At 73.9% G+C, this 15,764-nt stretch carries 13 protein-coding genes, 1 tRNA gene and 1 pseudogene; 5 read left to right on the top strand and 10 right to left on the bottom strand.

The window, feature by feature from the left end:
- Positions 1 to 173 precede the first annotated feature (173 nt).
- The 3 genes from JZ5iCDA_RS10045 to mraZ all read right to left on the bottom strand — a co-directional run bounded on the left by JZ5iCDA_RS10045 (position 174) and on the right by mraZ (position 2,304).
- A complete protein-coding gene (locus JZ5iCDA_RS10045) occupies positions 174 to 632 on the bottom strand; it encodes a hypothetical protein (protein ID WP_069387040.1) in 459 nt (152 codons plus the stop codon).
- Entirely contained in the window at positions 629 to 1,660 is a 1,032-nt protein-coding gene (gene rsmH / locus JZ5iCDA_RS10040) for a 16S rRNA (cytosine(1402)-N(4))-methyltransferase RsmH (protein WP_069387039.1), read from the bottom strand. Before rsmH ends, JZ5iCDA_RS10045 begins: the two co-directional genes overlap by 4 nt.
- Positions 1,661 to 1,869: 209 nt before the next feature.
- A complete protein-coding gene (gene mraZ / locus JZ5iCDA_RS10035) occupies positions 1,870 to 2,304 on the bottom strand; it encodes a division/cell wall cluster transcriptional repressor MraZ (RefSeq protein ID WP_069387045.1) in 435 nt (144 codons plus the stop codon).
- A gap of 425 nt (positions 2,305 to 2,729) precedes the next feature.
- Between mraZ and JZ5iCDA_RS10030 the strand changes: the two are divergent.
- Positions 2,730 to 3,368, top strand: a pseudogene (locus JZ5iCDA_RS10030) (AAA family ATPase); the annotation flags it as partial.
- Positions 3,369 to 3,434: 66 nt separating this feature from the next.
- On the opposite strand, the gene coaE reads toward JZ5iCDA_RS10030, so the two are convergent.
- Complete coding sequence (gene coaE, locus JZ5iCDA_RS10025) at positions 3,435 to 4,058, bottom strand: dephospho-CoA kinase (RefSeq protein ID WP_069387038.1); 624 nt, start codon at positions 4,056 to 4,058, stop codon at positions 3,435 to 3,437.
- Positions 4,059 to 4,103: 45 nt separating this feature from the next.
- Positions 4,104 to 4,571: a MarR family winged helix-turn-helix transcriptional regulator gene (locus JZ5iCDA_RS18385; protein WP_253182041.1), complete on the bottom strand. Its 468-nt coding sequence runs from the start codon at positions 4,569 to 4,571 to the stop codon at positions 4,104 to 4,106.
- Positions 4,572 to 4,738: 167 nt separating this feature from the next.
- On the opposite strand from JZ5iCDA_RS18385, the gene JZ5iCDA_RS10015 reads away from it, so the two are divergent.
- A complete protein-coding gene (locus JZ5iCDA_RS10015) occupies positions 4,739 to 6,643 on the top strand; it encodes an ABC transporter ATP-binding protein (RefSeq protein WP_069387037.1) in 1,905 nt (634 codons plus the stop codon).
- 84 nt (positions 6,644 to 6,727) lie between these two features.
- Here JZ5iCDA_RS10015 and rpsA read toward each other — a convergent pair whose 3' ends face one another.
- Together rpsA and JZ5iCDA_RS10005 are read right to left on the bottom strand one after the other, a co-directional pair.
- Positions 6,728 to 8,212 carry a 30S ribosomal protein S1 gene (gene rpsA, locus JZ5iCDA_RS10010; RefSeq protein WP_069387036.1) on the bottom strand — a complete coding sequence of 495 codons (1,485 nt, stop codon included), beginning with the start codon at positions 8,210 to 8,212 and terminating at the stop codon, positions 6,728 to 6,730.
- A gap of 223 nt (positions 8,213 to 8,435) precedes the next feature.
- Complete coding sequence (locus tag JZ5iCDA_RS10005) at positions 8,436 to 9,461, bottom strand: 6-phosphofructokinase (RefSeq protein WP_069387043.1); 1,026 nt, start codon at positions 9,459 to 9,461, stop codon at positions 8,436 to 8,438.
- A gap of 202 nt (positions 9,462 to 9,663) precedes the next feature.
- Here JZ5iCDA_RS10005 and JZ5iCDA_RS10000 point away from each other — a divergent pair, with 202 nt between their 5' ends.
- Positions 9,664 to 10,509 (top strand): class I SAM-dependent methyltransferase, encoded by an 846-nt coding sequence (locus JZ5iCDA_RS10000; RefSeq protein ID WP_069387042.1) that lies wholly within the window; start codon positions 9,664 to 9,666, stop codon positions 10,507 to 10,509.
- A gap of 58 nt (positions 10,510 to 10,567) precedes the next feature.
- On the opposite strand, the gene polA is transcribed toward JZ5iCDA_RS10000, so the two are convergent.
- The gene (polA, locus tag JZ5iCDA_RS09995; RefSeq protein ID WP_069387035.1) at positions 10,568 to 13,273 is read right to left on the bottom strand and encodes a DNA polymerase I; all 2,706 of its coding nucleotides are present in this window, start codon (positions 13,271 to 13,273) and stop codon (positions 10,568 to 10,570) included.
- A 109-nt stretch (positions 13,274 to 13,382) separates the two neighbouring features.
- Here polA and JZ5iCDA_RS09990 point away from each other — a divergent pair, with 109 nt between their 5' ends.
- Positions 13,383 to 13,730 carry a hotdog fold thioesterase gene (locus tag JZ5iCDA_RS09990; RefSeq protein WP_069387041.1) on the top strand — a complete coding sequence of 116 codons (348 nt, stop codon included), beginning with the start codon at positions 13,383 to 13,385 and terminating at the stop codon, positions 13,728 to 13,730.
- Positions 13,731 to 13,769: 39 nt separating this feature from the next.
- On the opposite strand, the gene JZ5iCDA_RS09985 is transcribed toward JZ5iCDA_RS09990, so the two are convergent.
- Positions 13,770 to 14,402 carry a GNAT family N-acetyltransferase gene (locus JZ5iCDA_RS09985; RefSeq protein ID WP_171905343.1) on the bottom strand — a complete coding sequence of 211 codons (633 nt, stop codon included), beginning with the start codon at positions 14,400 to 14,402 and terminating at the stop codon, positions 13,770 to 13,772.
- Positions 14,403 to 14,630: 228 nt separating this feature from the next.
- Positions 14,631 to 15,254 carry an ANTAR domain-containing response regulator gene (locus tag JZ5iCDA_RS09980; RefSeq protein WP_069387033.1) on the bottom strand — a complete coding sequence of 208 codons (624 nt, stop codon included), beginning with the start codon at positions 15,252 to 15,254 and terminating at the stop codon, positions 14,631 to 14,633.
- A gap of 223 nt (positions 15,255 to 15,477) precedes the next feature.
- Here JZ5iCDA_RS09980 and JZ5iCDA_RS09975 point away from each other — a divergent pair.
- Positions 15,478 to 15,554: transfer RNA gene (locus tag JZ5iCDA_RS09975), tRNA-Leu, on the top strand.
- Positions 15,555 to 15,764 lie beyond the last annotated feature (210 nt).

Genomic DNA, 15,764 nt, shown 5'->3' with positions numbered 1-15,764 from the left:
CCAGCCGCTCGAGGTCGACGCGCGAGGCGTGGAGCTCCGGGACGTCGACGTGCGGGGCGTGGTGGCGCGCGGCGTCGGGGTGCGCCGCGACGCGGGGCGCGCCGACGTGCTGTCGTCCTGCGACCCGCCGGCCGCGGTCCGCGGCCCCCTGCCGCGGTCGCCGACCCCGTCCGTCACTGCCCGGCCCCCTCCCCGGCCCCGCCGACCACCGTGCCGGTGGAGAGCTCGAGCATGCCCGGGGTCGGCGACTCGACCATCCCGTACGAGCGCGCCGTCTCCGGCAGCGCCGCCTCCGCCCGCCGCACGTCCGCCTGCAGCTGCTGCGCGTCCTGTCGCACCTGACCCACCTCCCGACGCAGCTCCGTCATCTCGTAGGAGTTCTGCGCCATCGTCGTGTTCACCAGGAGAGCACACAGGAGCGCCAGACCGAGGACCGACATGCAGAGGACGAGGAACGGGACGCGCGAGCGCGCCTGCAGCGGCGCCCGGACGAGCTCGAGGCGCGAGCGTGCGCCGCGCTCGGTGGCGCCGCCCGGCAGGGCGGTGAGCGTGGGACGCGGCGCCGGGGTCGCTCCCGGGCGCGCGGTGTGCGGCAGCGGGCGGGCGGCCGCCGTGGACCTCAGTGCGCTCATGGTGTTCTCTCCCCCGGTCGATCCGGTCGGTTCGTGCTGGTGCGCGGGCGCCGGTGCTCCGGCGTGGGCCGCGTGCGTTCCGCGGCCCGCAGCCGGACGGACGCCGATCGCGGGTTGGCCTCGCGCTCGTCCGCCGGCGCCTCCTCGGCACCGCGGGTGAGCAGGCGCAGGTAGGGCTCGTCGGCCTCCGGCACGACGGGCAGCCCCGCCGGCGCGCTCACCGTCGCGCCGGCCGCGAGCTCACGCTTGACGAGGCGGTCCTCGAGCGAGTGGTAGGACTCGACGACGATCCGGCCGCCCACGGCGAGCACGTCGACCGCCGCAGGGACCGCCCGCGCGAGCACCTCGAGCTCGCCGTTCACCTCGATGCGCAGGGCCTGGAAGGTCCGCTTCGCCGGGTTGCCGCCCGTGGTCCGGGTGGCGGCGGGGATCGAGGCCCGCACGAGCTCGACGAGCTCGGCGCTGCGCGTCCACGGCCGCTCGTCGCGGCGACGCACGACGGCGCGGGCGATGCGCTGCGCGAACCGCTCCTCGCCGTACTCGCGCAGGACGCGCGTGAGCTCGCGCTCGTCGTACGTGTTGAGGACGTCCGCGGCCGTGCGGCCCGCGGTCGGGTCCATGCGCATGTCCAGGGGCGCGTCGTGCGCGTAGGAGAAGCCTCGCTCGCGCTCGTCGATCTGGAGCGACGAGACGCCGAGGTCCATGAGCACGCCCTGGACGGGCTCCCCGACGACCTCGGCGACGACGTCCGCGACCTCGTCGTAGACGGCGTGCACCGCCCGGAACCGGTCGCCGAACCGCTCCAGGCGGCGCGAGGCGCGCTCGATCGCGTGCGGGTCGCGGTCGATCCCCACGACGCGCGCGGTCGGCACCTGCTCGAGCACCGCCTCGGTGTGCCCGCCCATCCCGAGCGTGCAGTCGACGAGGACCGAGCCCGGTGCCCGGAGGGCCGGCGCGAGCAGGTCCACGCAGCGCTGCAGGAGCACCGGGACGTGGCGCTCGGCCGCGTCGTCGGGCGTGGTGCTCATCGGTCCTCCTCTCCTGCTGCGTTCCTGCTCGGGTCCTGCTCGGTGGTGCCGTGCTCGGTCGTGGTGGTGCTCGGTGGTGCGGAGTGGTGCTCGGTGGTCCCCCGGCACGGGACCGTCCGGTCAGGTCTCCCTCCGCGTCCTTTCTGGCGCCGGGGAAGTGCGCCAGACCGGGCGGGAGGAGACCTCACCGGACGGGGTCCGTGACCGTCCTAGAAGCGCAGGTCCGGGAACACCTCCTCCGCGGTGTCGGAGTACGCCGACTCCTGCTCCGCGAGGTACGTCTCCCAGGCCGCGGCGTCCCAGATCTCGACGCGGGTGCCCGCGCCGATCACGGCGACGTCGCGGTCCAGACCCGCGTACGCCCGCAGGGGCGCGGGGATCGAGACCCGACCCTGCTTGTCCGGGATCTCGTCGCTCGCGCCCGACAGGAACACGCGCAGGTAGTCCCGCGCCTGCTTGCTCGTCACCGGCGCCTGCCGGATCTGGTCGTACATGCGCCGGAACTCGTCCATCGGCAGGAGGAACAGGCATCGCTCCTGTCCCCGCGTCATGACGAGACCCGGCGCGAGCCGGGGCCTGAACTTCGCCGGGAGGATGAGCCTCCCCTTGTCGTCCAGACGAGGTGTGAAGGTCCCGAGGAGCAGGCCGGAGGAACCGCCGAGGACGTCGTCCACGAAGCCGGACATGCACCTGGCACCTCCCCTCCTGCTCCCAGTTCCTCCACGGTACTCCACAACCCTCCACCGCTCTCGGCGAAACGGCGAAACTTCACCCCTCTTCGCACGATCTCCGCAGGTCAGCGCGGGTGGGGAGAAGTGGAGGGGAGAGCTCCCCACGGGCGCGTCGCGCCTTCCCGGAGGAGCCGGGCAACCACCGCCCGGGCGACGGCGTCCCCGCCCGTCGGGCACAGAGGTGGGCGTCAACTAGGCTCGTGCCACCTGCGGGTCCAGCCCGCGCCCTCGCGCCACCGACGACGGAGGTCTCCGTGCTCCCCGACATCGCCCCTGTCGCGTCGCCCGACGAGCGCGACCCCGTCGCCCTGGACGAGCTCGTGGAGACGACCACGCGGATGCGCTCGGGGATCGAGTCCGTCGTCACGGGCCGTCCCGACCTCGTCACGGTGACCGTCGCGGTCCTCCTCGCCGAGGGCCACCTGCTCCTCGAGGACGTGCCCGGTGTCGGGAAGACGACGCTCGCGAAGGCGCTCGCCCGCACGATCGACTGCCACGTGGGGCGCATCCAGTTCACGCCCGACCTGCTGCCGAGCGACCTGACGGGCGTCAACATCTACCGGGCCGCGACCCACGAGTTCGAGTTCCGCCCGGGGCCGGTCTTCGCCAACATCGTCATCGGCGACGAGATCAACCGGGCCTCCCCGAAGACGCAGTCCGCCCTCCTGGAGTGCATGGAGGAGGGGCAGACGACCGTCGACGGCACGACGCACGTGCTGCCGAGCCCGTTCCTCGTCGTCGCCACGCAGAACCCGGTCGAGATGGAGGGCACGTACCCGCTGCCCGAGGCGCAGCGCGACCGCTTCATGGCGCGGCTCACCGTGGGCTACCCGGACGTCGACGCCGAGCTCGAGATGCTCGAGCGGCAGGAGGCCGCGGACCCCCTCGCGCGGCTGACGCCCGTCACGGACGGCGCGTCGATCCCCCGTCTCGCGCGCGTCGTGCGGTCGGTGTACGCCTCTCCCGCGGTCAAGCGCTCGCGGTGTCCCAGGACGGGTTCGTCGCGTCGCCGCCGAACGGCTCGAACCCGCTGACCACGACCGTCATGCGTCGCCCTCGCTCTCCTGGTCGACCTCGGTGCGGACCTTCTCCCACAGGGCGTCCACCTGCTCCCGCAGCGCGTCGGCGCTGCCCGTGCCGTCGAGGGTCACGTCGGCGGCGGCGAGGCGCGCGTCGTCGTCCGCCTGGGCGGCGATGCGGGCGGCGGCCTCCTCCGGGGAGAGCCCGCGCTCGGCGAGGCGGCGCGCGCGCAGCTCGGCCGGGGCGTGCACGACGACCACGAGGTGGAAGCGTGCGGGGTCCCCGGTCTCGACGAGCAGCGGGATGTCGTGGACGACGACGGCGCGCGGGTCGGCCGCGGCGGCAGCAGCCTCGCGCTCCGCGGCCAGGCGCCGCACCTCCGGGTGGACGACGGCGTTGAGCCGCTCGCGCGCGGCCTCGTCGGCGAAGACGACCGCGGCGAGGGCCTGCCGGTCGAGGGTGCCGTCGGCGGCGAGGACCTGCGGCCCGAAGGCCTCGACGATCTCGTCGAGCCCGACGGACCCGGGAGCCACGGCCTCCCGCGAGAGGACGTCGTAGTCGATGGTGACGGCCCCCCGCTCAGCCAGTCGTGCGAGGGCGACGGACTTGCCTGCCGCGATGCCTCCGGTCAACCCGATGCGGAACATGGCCCCATCCTGCCAGGGCGGTGGACCAGCGCACGGTCCCGGTGCTCAGGCCGGCGGCTCGCCGGAGACGGCGCGCAGGAGCCGCAGGAGCTCGCGCCGGTCCGCCTCGCCGAGCCGCGCAAGCAGCGACCCCGCGCTCGACGACCGCTCCGCGCCGACGCGCTCCACCGTCGCGCGCCCGCGCTCGGTGAGCTCGACGAGCGTCGCGCGCCGGTCGTGCGGGTCGGGGATCCGCCGGACGAGCCCTGCGGCCTCGGCGTCGTCGACCTTCGACGTCACGGAGCGCGGCGCGACGCCGAGCGCGGTCGCGACGGCACCGAGCCGGCACGGCGCATCGCAGCGCGCGAGGAAGCGCAGCATGCGGAACTGCCCGGGTGTCGTCCCGGCCGGTTCGAGCCGCTCGCTCGCCTCGCGCCGCACCGCGTGCAGCGCGGCGTGCAGGAGCGAGAGGAACTCCCCCGCCTCCTCGGCGAAGGGCGCGGGCTGGGGGCCGCGCGGGCTCTCGTCGGTCACGGGGCGAGCGTACTCGGGGCGCGCCCCTCCTTGTCCGGCCCTCAATAGTGAGGTAGGCTCAGCATCGTTTCGCGCGAGCGGCACCCGCCCCCACGGGGTGCCCGCGCCCGCCGGCCCGCCCCCGGGCCGCCGCGGACGACCAGCGCCCCCACCCTCCGGGAGGCCAGATGACGTTCCCCTCGTCCTTCTCCGGGCACGGCACCGGCGGCGGCATGCGCTCGTTCCGCCAGGACTCCACCGTCGCCCACCAGCGCCTGCACCGCGGGACCGTGCGGCGCGTGCTCACCTTCGCGCGCCCGTACCGGCGCCAGCTCGCCGCGTTCCTCGTCCTCATCTCGGTGGACGCCGCGGCCGGCGCCGTGACGCCGCTGCTCTTCCGGCGCATCATCGACGACGGCATCACCGAGGGGCGCACGGACGTCGTCGTCTCGCTCGCCCTCGTGGCGGCCGGGCTCGCCGTCCTGTCCGGGGGGCTCGGCGTCGCCCAGCGCTGGTTCTCCGCCCGCATCGGCGAGGGCCTCATCGTCGACCTGCGCACCGCCGTGTTCGACCACGTCCAGCGCATGCCGCTGGCCTTCTTCAGCCGCACCCGAACGGGCGCGCTCGTCCAGCGCCTCAACGGCGACGTCCTCGGCGCGCAGCAGGCGTTCACGTCCACGCTGTCGAACGTCTTCTCCAACCTCCTCACCGTCGTCTTCGTGCTCGCGGCGATGCTGTCCATGTCGTGGCAGCTCACGCTGCTCGCCCTGACGCTCCTGCCCGCGTTCGTCCTGCCCGCCCGGTGGGTGGGCAGGCGGCTCGCCGCCATCACGCGCGAGAGCTACGCGCTCAACGCCGAGGCCGCGCAGACGATGAACGAGCGCTTCAACGTCGCGGGCGCCCACCTCGTCAAGGTGTTCGGCGACCCGGCGCGCGAGTCGCGCCGCTTCGCCGACCAGGCCGGGCGCGTGCGCGACATCGGCGTCAGGCAGGCCATGTACGGGACGGTGTTCCGGGTCGGGCTCACCGTCGTCGCGTCCGTCGCCGTCGCGATCGTGTACGGCATCGGCGGCGTCATGGCGATCGCCGGGTCCCTCACCGTCGGCACCGTCGTGGCGCTCACCGCGTACCTCGGCCGGCTCTACGGGCCCCTCACCGCGATGTCGAACGTCCAGGTCGACGTCATGACCGCGCTCGTCAGCTTCGAGCGCGTGCTCGAGGTGCTCGACCTCCAGCCCACCGTCACCGACGCCCCCGACGCCGGGGACCTCGCGGACGACGTCGCCCGCCACGGCGCGAGCCTCGAGCTCGACCGCGTGACCTTCCGCTACCCGACGGCGTCCGAGGTCTCCCTCGCCTCGCTGGAGTCCGTCGCGGTCGAGGGCACGGACCCGACGACCGACACCCTCACGGACGTCTCGTTCTCCGTGCCCGCCGGCGCCATGGTCGCCCTCGTGGGCGCCTCGGGAGCGGGCAAGACGACCGTGTCCCAGCTCGTGACGCGCATGTACGACCCCACCGGCGGCAACGTGCGCATCGCCGGGCGGGACCTGCGCGAGGTCACTCAGGAGAGCCTCCACGACACCGTCGGCGTCGTCACCCAGGAGGCACACCTGTTCCACGACACCATCGCCGAGAACCTGCGCTACGCGAAGCACGACGCGACCGACGCCGAGATCGAGGAGGCGCTGCGGCGTGCGCACGTGTGGGACGTCGTCGCCGCCCTGCCGTCCGGCGTCGAGACCGTCGTCGGCGACCGCGGCTACCGCCTGTCCGGCGGCGAGCGCCAGCGGCTCGCCATCGCGCGCGTCTTCCTCAAGGCCCCCGACCTCGTGGTGCTGGACGAGGCGACCGCGCACCTCGACTCCCGCAGCGAGGCCGCGGTCCAGGCCGCGCTCGCCGAGGCGCTGCGCGGACGCACGTCCCTCGTGATCGCGCACCGGCTGTCCACCGTGCGCGCGGCCGACCTCATCGTCGTCCTCGACGCCGGCCGGGTCGTCGAGACCGGCACGCACACCGACCTCCTGGCGCGCGACGGCCGCTACGCCGCCCTGCACCGCACGCAGTTCGCGGACGCCCCCGCCGCGGCCTGACCCCCGCACGGCGAAGGCCCGCCACCCAGGACGGGGTGGCGGGCCTTCGTGGCTCTCCCGGTCGCGGCGCGTGCCGCGGCGGGATCAGTTGCCGGTGAGCTTCTCGCGCAGAGCGGCGAGCGCCTCGTCCGACGCGAGCGTGCCCGTGGCCTCGGCGGCCGGGGCCGACGAGTAGGACGTGCCGCCGCCGCCGCCACCACCGGTCGACGCGCCTGCGTCGCCCGACGCGGACTCGAAGTCGGCACGCTGCGCCTCGGCGACCTGCTTGCGGTGCGCCTCCCAGCGCTCGTGGGCCTTGGCGTACTCCGCCTCCCACGCCTCGCGCTGCGCCTCGAAGCCCTCGAGCCACTCGTTGGTCTCCGGGTCGAAGCCCTCGGGGTACTTGTAGTTCCCCTGCTCGTCGTACTCGGCGGCCATGCCATAGAGCGCGGGGTCGAAGTCCTCGGACTCCGGGTCGACGCCCTCGTTGGCCTGCTTGAGCGACAGCGAGATGCGGCGACGCTCGAGGTCGATGTCGATGACCTTGACGAAGACCTCGTCACCGACGTTGACGACCTGCTCCGGCAGCTCGACGTGGCGCACGGCCAGCTCCGAGATGTGCACGAGGCCCTCGATGCCGTCCTCGACGCGCACGAACGCACCGAACGGGACGAGCTTGGTGACCTTGCCCGGCACGACCTGACCGATCGCGTGGGTCCGGGCGAACGTCTGCCACGGGTCCTCCTGCGTCGCCTTGAGCGACAGCGAGACGCGCTCGCGGTCGAAGTCGACGTCGAGCACCTCCACCGTGACCTCCTGGCCGACCTCGACGACCTCGGAGGGGTGGTCGATGTGCTTCCAGGACAGCTCGGAGACGTGCACGAGACCGTCGACGCCGCCGAGGTCCACGAACGCACCGAAGTTGACGATCGAGGAGACGACACCCGGGCGCACCTGGCCCTTCTGCAGCGTCTGCAGGAAGGTGGAGCGGACCTCGGACTGCGTCTGCTCGAGCCACGCGCGGCGCGAGAGGACGACGTTGTTGCGGTTCTTGTCGAGCTCGATGATCTTCGCCTCGATCTCCTTGCCGACGTACGGCTGGAGGTCGCGGACACGACGCATCTCCACGAGCGACGCGGGCAGGAAGCCGCGCAGACCGATGTCGAGGATGAGGCCACCCTTGACGACCTCGATGACGGTGCCGGTGACGACGCCGTCCTCCTCCTTGATCTTCTCGATCGTGCCCCAGGCGCGCTCGTACTGCGCGCGCTTCTTGGACAGGATCAGACGACCTTCCTTGTCCTCCTTCTGGAGGACGAGGGCCTCGACGGCGTCGCCGACGTTGACGACCTCGCCGGGGTCGACGTCGTGCTTGATGGACAGCTCGCGCGAGGGGATGACGCCCTCGGTCTTGTAGCCGATGTCGAGGAGGACCTCGTCGCGGTCCACCTTGACGATCGTGCCTTCGACGATGTCGCCGTCGTTGAAGTACTTGATGGTCGCGTCAACGGCGGCGAGGAAGTCCTCCTCGGTGCCGATGTCGTTGACGGCAACCTGGGGTGCGGACTTCGCGGGGGTAGAGATGGTCATTGAGTTCGATGCTCCGATGCGGACAGGGAAGTCGAGCGGGTAGGGACCTGCGGCGATCGCGGTGCCGCGGGGCCCGACCGCTCCGCTACGGTGGCCCGAGCAGGATTCCTGCACGGCTCCGGAACGAGGGTCCGACGTGACGGCGGGCGCAATGCACCGCCGTCCATCCTACGCGGGTCGCGGCGCGAGGGTCAACGCACGCCCTCGCGCCGGTCACGTGCCGTCACGCGAGGACGTGGGCCACCCGCAGCAGCTCCGCCGGCACCCGCTTCGGGCGTCCCGCGACCTCCGACAGCGGCACGAGCTCGACCCGCTCGCCGCGCAGCGCCGTCATGACGCCCGTGGTCCCCGCGCTCACCGCGTCGACCGCCGCCACGCCGAACCGGCTGCCGAGGATGCGGTCGGTGGGCGTCGGCTCCCCGCCGCGCTGCACGTGCCCCAGCACCGTCAGACGCGTGTCGAACCCGGTGCGCTGCGCGATCTCCGCGCTGACGCGCTCCCCCACCGAGCCCGCGACGATCTCGCCGAACCGGCCGAGCTGCTGCGTGAACTCCATCGACGACCCCTCGCGCGGCACGGCGCCCTCCGCCACCACGACGATCGAGAAGTTGGCGTGCGCGCGGTGACGGTGGCGCAGGAACTTCACGACCTGGTCGATGTCGAACGGCTCCTCCGGCGCCAGGACGACCTCCGCGCCGCCCGCGATGCCGGCGTTCACCGCGATCCAGCCGGCGTGCCGCCCCATGACCTCCACGACCATGACGCGGTTGTGGCTCTCCGCCGTCGTGTGCACGCGGTCGAGCGCCTCCGTCGCGATGTTCACCGCGGTGTGGAACCCGATCGACAGGTCCGTGCCCTCGACGTCGTTGTCGATCGTCTTGGGGATGGCGACGATCGGGACGCCCGCCTCGCCCACGCGGCTCGCGGCGTGCAGCGTGCCGTCGCCCCCGATGCACACGAGCGCGTCCAGGCGCTCCGCCTCGACGGTCGCGAGCACGGCCTCCATGCTCCCGTCGTCCGGGCTGGGGTGGAACCGCGCGGTGCCCAGCAGCGTGCCGCCGACGGGCAGCACGTTGCGGATGTCCTGGCGGCCGAGGGGGAACACGTCGCCGTCGACGACGCCGCGCCAGCCGTTGCGGAAGCCGATGATCGTGTGCCCGTACTCCCCGGTCCCCTGCTTCACCACGGCACGGATCGCCGCGTTGAGCCCGGGGCAGTCGCCGCCCCCCGTGAGAAGTCCGATGCGCACCTGGTCCTCCGTCTCGTCGTCGTCACGCGCGCTCGCGCCGTCGGCAGGCGAGACGGGGCACCGGCCCCGCGGCGCCGCGTCGGGCACCACCCTAACGACGCTGCGGGGCGTTCCTGTGACGCGTGCCGCACTCCGGGCGCGTCCTGCGACCAAGGTCCCGCCGCGGCGGGACCAACCGCGCGCGGTGACCGAGAATGGCGCCGTGACGACCCCGCACCCCGACACGCCCCCGCAGCCCGCCGCGCCCGGCCCGACGGCGCACGCCGGCTACCGCGACGTCCCCGCCGCCGACGGGGGCCGCGCCGGGCGGTCGTGGTGGGACGCCAACGCCGACGAGTACCTCGACGAGCACGGCGAGTTCCTCGGCGCGGCGGACTTCTGCTGGTGCCCGGAAGGCCTGCGCGAGCGCGACGCCCGCCTGCTCGGCGAGGTCGCCGGACGCCGCGTCCTCGAGGTCGGGGCCGGTGCGGCGCAGTGCTCCCGTTGGCTCGTCGGCCAGGGCGCGCACGCCGTCGCCACGGACGTCTCGGCGGGCATGCTCGCCGCCGCGCGGGGGCTCGACGCACGCACCGGCGTACACGTGCCGCTCGTCCAGGCGGACGCGCGCCGGCTGCCGTTCGCCGACGGCGCCTTCGACATCGTCTTCACGTCGTTCGGCGCGCTGCCGTTCGTGCCCGACGCCGGAGCCGTCCACCGCGAGGTGGCGCGCGTCCTGCGCCCCGGGGGCACGTGGACGTTCTCCGTCACGCACCCCGTCCGGTGGGCGTTCCCCGACGACCCGAGCGCCCGCGGCCTCACGGCGAACCGCTCCTACTTCGACCGGCGCCCCTACGTGGAGTCCGACGCCGCGGGGCAGGTCGTGTACGCCGAGTACCACCGGACGGTCGGGGACCACGTGCGCGACGTGGTCGCGGCCGGGCTCGAGCTCGTCGACGTCGTCGAGCCGGAGTGGCCCGACGACAACGACGAGGTGTGGGGCGGGTGGGGGCCGGTGCGCGGGAAGCTCCTGCCGGGCACGGCGATCTTCCGCACGCGCCGGCCGGGCTGAGCCGCGCCCGGGCCTCAGGGCCGGTCAGTGGCCGGCCCTGAGGCCGGTCAGCGCGCGGTCAGTGGCCCGCCTCGTGCCAAGTCGCCCCGGAACCGACGGAGACGTCGAGCGGCACGTCGAGCTTCGCGGCGGCGCCCATCTCGCTGCGCAGCAGCTCCTCCACCGCGTCGCGCTCGCCGGGCGCGACCTCGACCACGAGCTCGTCGTGCACCTGCAGCAGCAGCCGCGAACGCAGGTCCCGCTCGTCGAGAGCGCGCTGCACCCCGAGCATCGCGACCTTGATGATGTCCGCGGCGCTGCCCTGGATGGGCGCGTTGAGCGCCATGCGCTCGGCCATCTGGCGACGCTGACGGTTGTCGCTCGTCAGGTCCGGCAGGTAACGGCGCCGACCGAGGATCGTCGCCGTGTACCCGGTCGCGCGGGCCTCGTCGACGACGCCCGTCAGGTAGTCGCGCACGCCGCCGAAGCGCTCGAAGTAGTCGTCCATGAGCGTCTGCGCCTCGCCGACCTCGATCGTCAGCTGCTGCGAGAGCCCGAACGCGGAGAGCCCGTACGCGAGGCCGTACGACATGGCCTTGATCTTCGAGCGCATCGCGGGCGTGACCTCGGACGCCGGCACCTCGAACACGCGGGACCCGACGTAGCTGTGGAGGTCCTCGCCCGAGCGGAACGCCTCGATGAGCCCCTCGTCGCCCGACAGGTGCGCCATGATGCGCATCTCGATCTGGCTGTAGTCGGCGGTCATGAGCGTCTCGTAGCCCTCGCCCACGACGAACGCGCGCCGGATGCGCCGTCCGGCCTCCGTGCGGATCGGGATGTTCTGCAGGTTGGGCTCGGTCGAGCTGAGGCGGCCCGTCGCGGCGATCGTCTGCTGGAAGGTCGTGTGGATGCGGCCGTCGTCCGCGACCGACTTGAGCAGCCCCTCGACGGTCTGGCGCAGGCGCGAGGCGTCGCGGTGCGCGAGCAGGTGCTCGAGGAACGGGTGCTGCGTCTTGACGAACAGGTCCGCGAGCGCCGACGCGTCCGTCGTGTAGCCCGTCTTGATCTTCTTCGTCTTCGGCATGCCGAGCTGGTCGAAGAGCACCTCCTGGAGCTGCTTCGGCGAGCCGAGGTTCACCTCGCGGCCGATGACGGCGTACGCCTCGGACGCCGCCGTCGCGACGAGGTCGCCGAAGTGCCGCTCGAGCTCGGTGAGGTACGCGACGTCCGCGGCGATGCCCGTCCGCTCCACGCGCGCGAGCACGCCGGACAGCGGGAGCTCGAGGTCGGTGAGCAGGTGCGTGGCGCCCCGGTCCTCGAGCTCGCCCGTCAGGACGTCGGCGAGCTGCGCCACGGCGAGCGCGCGCACGGCGTCGCGCTCCTGCTCCCCGGTGCCGTCGAGCGAGAGGTCGAGCGCGCCCTGCGCGTCGTCCCCGGACCCGGTGTCGGCGCGCAGCTCGCGGTGCAGGTGCCGCACGACGAGGTCGCCGAGGTCGTAGCCGCGCTGGTCGGGGTGGCACAGGTACGCCGCCAGCTCGGTGTCGAAGACGACGCCGTGGAGCTCGTACCCTCGCGCGGCCAGCTCGTGCGAGGCCGCCTTCGCGCCGTGCACGACCTTGGGGCTCGCCGGGTCGCGCAGCCACGCCGAGAGCGCCTCGTCGTCGGCCGGGCCGAGGTCGGCGAGCTCGATCGCGACGGCCGACCCGGCGTCGTCGGACAGGGCGAGGCCCCACGCGTCCCCGCCGCCGGGGACGGCGCGCCCGGACACGTCCACGCCGAGGGGGCGTCCGCCGTGCTCGGCGAGCCACGCGCCGAGGCCGCCCGGCAGCACGTCGGCGAGCTCGACGTCGAACCCGGACTCGGGCTCGACCTCGCCCTCGGGCGCGATGGCGAACAGGCGGTCGCGCAGGGCGCGGAACTCGAGCGCGTCGAGGACCCGGTGCGCCGCCTCGCGGTCCCAGGGCCGCGAGGCGAGGTCGTCCGGCCCGACCGGCAGCTCGAGGTCGCGCAGCAGCGCGTTGAGGCGCCGGTTGGTGCGCACCTGCTCGAGGTGCGCGCGCAGGTTCTCGCCCGCCTTGCCCTTCACGTCGTCGGCGTGCTCCAGGAGGCCCTCGAGGCCGTCGTAGGCGGTGATCCACTTCGCGGCCGTCTTCGGGCCGACGCCCGGGATGCCCGGGAGGTTGTCCGACGTCTCGCCGACGAGCGCGGCCAGGTCCGGGTAGCGCTCGGGCGGCACGCCGTACTTCTCGACGACCGCGGCCGGGTCCATGCGCGAGAGCTCGGACACGCCCTTGCGCGGGTAGAGCACCGTGACGTCGGGGCCGACGAGCTGGAACGCGTCGCGGTCGCCGGAGCAGACGAGGACCTCCATGCCGGCCGCGGCGCCCTGCGTGGCGAGCGTCGCGAAGATGTCGTCCGCCTCGTAGCCCTCGCGCTCGAGCGTGGGGATGTGGAGCGCGTCGAGGATCTCCTTGATGAGCGGGACCTGGCCGCGGAACGGCTCGGGCGTGGACTCCCGCGTGCCCTTGTAGCTCGGCAGGATCTCGGTGCGGAACGACTGCCGGCCGGCGTCGAACGCGACCGCGACGTGCGTGGGCTCCTCGTCGCGCAGGAGGTTGATGAGCATCGACGTGAACCCGTAGACGGCGTTCGTGTGCTGGCCCGTCGTCGTCGAGAAGTTCTCGGCCGGCAGCGCGAAGAACGCGCGGTAGGCCATGGAGTGTCCGTCGATGAGCAGCAGGCGGGGTCGCGCGGAGGTCGTCACGGGTGCCAACCTATCCCCCATGACCGACACCACGGGCGAGGGCGCCGCCCCCGCCGAGACCCGGACCGGTGACCCGCGCCACGAGTACGAGGCGCTCGGCTTCACCACGCACGGGACGCTCATCGAGCGGATGGGCATCGAGGTCGAGGACGTCGCGGCCGACCGCGCCGCCGCGCGCATGCCCGTCGCGGGCAACACGCAGCCGGTGGGCCTGCTCCACGGGGGCGCGTCGGTCGTGCTCGCCGAGACGCTGGGGTCCATGGCGGCCCAGCTGCACGCCGGTCGCGACCGCGCGGCGGTCGGCACCGAGGTCAACGCCACGCACCACCGCGGGGTGCGCGACGGCTGGGTGCGCGCCGAGGCGCGCGCGCTGCACCTGGGCCGCACGACGGCGAGCTACGAGATCGTCGTGACCGACGACGCGGGACGGCGCGTGTGCACCGCGCGCCTCACCTGCATGCTGCTCGACCGCCCCTGACGCCCGCACAGGCAGCGCCCGCCCGGGGACCGGGCGCGGTCAGGAGGCCGGGCGGCGCTGGTGGTACTCGGCCTGGAACTCGCGCAGGTCGACGGGGCCGCTGAGCCCCTCGGTGCGAGCCTTGCGGCGGCGCGCGATGAGGTCCTCGAGGGACCGGCCGCCACGGCGGGCCGGGGCGAGGTCGGCGGCGAGCCGGCGCTGGAGCACGCCCGTCGCGACGACGCGGTGCCCCGCGACCGGGGCGAACCCGAGGCGCGCGAGGAAGCGCTGCACGCCGCGCGAGCCGGGGATCGGCACGGAGTAGACGTGCGAGGCGCCCGAGACCGCGGCGAGCTCGGCGGTCGCGCTGAGCAGCGCGTGCCCGACGCCGCGGCGTCGCGCGTCCTCGCCCACGTAGATCGCCTCGACGTACAGGCTCGGCTCGTCCGCGAACAGGTGCGGCTCGAGCACGCGTGCGAGCACGAAGCCGACGGGGCGGTCGTCCTGGACCGCGACGAGGACGTTGCCGCCCGGCAGGGCGAGCAGGACCGAGAGGTGGCGCACGAGGCGCTCCTCGTCCGGGGCGCACAGCTGGGCACCGGACGCGGACTCCGTCCGGGCCTCCGCGCACAGCGCGGCGATCCCGGGCAGCTCGACGTCGGACGCCGGCCTGACCTCCACTGCGTGGCGCACGTACCCCTCCTCGTTCGCACCGTGGACCGGCGACACACCGAGGACGTGGGGCGTGAGGGCGTTCCACGTCGCTCGGTCGATGCCGCCGGCTACCGACTGAGCACTACGTGGCGACCGCGTTCACCGCCCCGGAACTGGACGCCAGTCCAAGACGATAGCCCGCCCGGGCCGTCCTGACAAAGGTCCGTCCCCGGGCGGCGGAACCCGGCCGCCGGCCGCGCGTGCGGCTCAGGCGCCGCCGACCTGCTCGATCACGGCGTCCGCGACCTCGCGCATCGTGAGCCGGCGGTCCATCGACGTCTTCTGGATCCAGCGGAACGACTCCGGCTCCGTCAGCCCCATCTTCGTCATGAGCAGGCCCTTGGCACGGTCGACGCGCTTGCGCGTCTCGAACCGCTCGGTGAGGTCCGCGACCTCGGACTCGAGCGCGGAGATCTGCGAGTAGCGCGAGATGGCGATCTCGACCGCGGGCAGCAGGTCGGCCGGCGAGAACGGCTTGACGACGTACGCCATCGCCCCCGCGTCCCGTGCCCGCTCGACGAGCTCCGCCTGCGAGAACGCCGTCAGGAGCACGACCGGGGCGGCGTGCGCCTTGCCGATCCGCTCCGCGGCGGAGATGCCGTCGAGCTCGGGCATCTTCACGTCCATGACCACGACGTCGGGCTTCAGCTCGAGCGCGAGCCGCACCGCCGTCTCGCCGTCACCGGCCTCGCCCACGACCTCGAAGCCGGCCTCGCGCAGGGTCTCCACCACGTCGAGACGGATGAGCGCCTCGTCCTCGGCGACGACCGCCCGGCGCGCGGGGCGACCCGTCGACGGCGGCGTCGTCTCGGCGGGCTGGGGCTCGATCATGGGGGGCAGGTCGAGCGGCTTCCTGTCCTCGGGCTGCGCTGTCTCGTCACTCACGGGGTTCATCGTAGTGCGCGCAGGGCCGTGACGGCGGACCGTACGCGCGTCGCGGACTGTGATTCTCGATCCAGCGGCCCGCGGTGGCAGCGCGGAGTTCCTGGCACGGGCACCGTGCGGATAGGCTCGCCCCGCACGGCCGCGCCCGGTCCCGGGTGCGCCACGGCCCGCCCCGATAGCCCAACTGGCAGAGGCAGTCGGCTCAAACCCGGCACAGTGAGGGTTCGAATCCCTCTCGGGGCACCACGCAGCGGCGCGCGTCGGGCACGCGACGTGCCCACCGCGCCCGGGGGTCCTGCGGGACCACAATGGCGTCGTGCTCCACGTGACCGCCCGCCCGCACCCGGCGCCCGAGCGCGCAACGGGCGCCCGCGCCGCCCGGTCGTCGGCCGTCTGGCGGCTCGCGGTCGAGGTGCTCCGCGACGTCGCCGAGGTCGAGGCGGCGCCGGTGCCGGT

Origin of the sequence: Cellulosimicrobium cellulans (assembly GCF_001722485.1) — a bacterium.
GTDB classification, from domain to species: domain Bacteria; phylum Actinomycetota; class Actinomycetes; order Actinomycetales; family Cellulomonadaceae; genus Cellulosimicrobium; species Cellulosimicrobium cellulans_A.
Note: the sequence above shows the minus strand (reverse complement) of the source record. Positions and strands in the feature narration are given on the sequence as shown.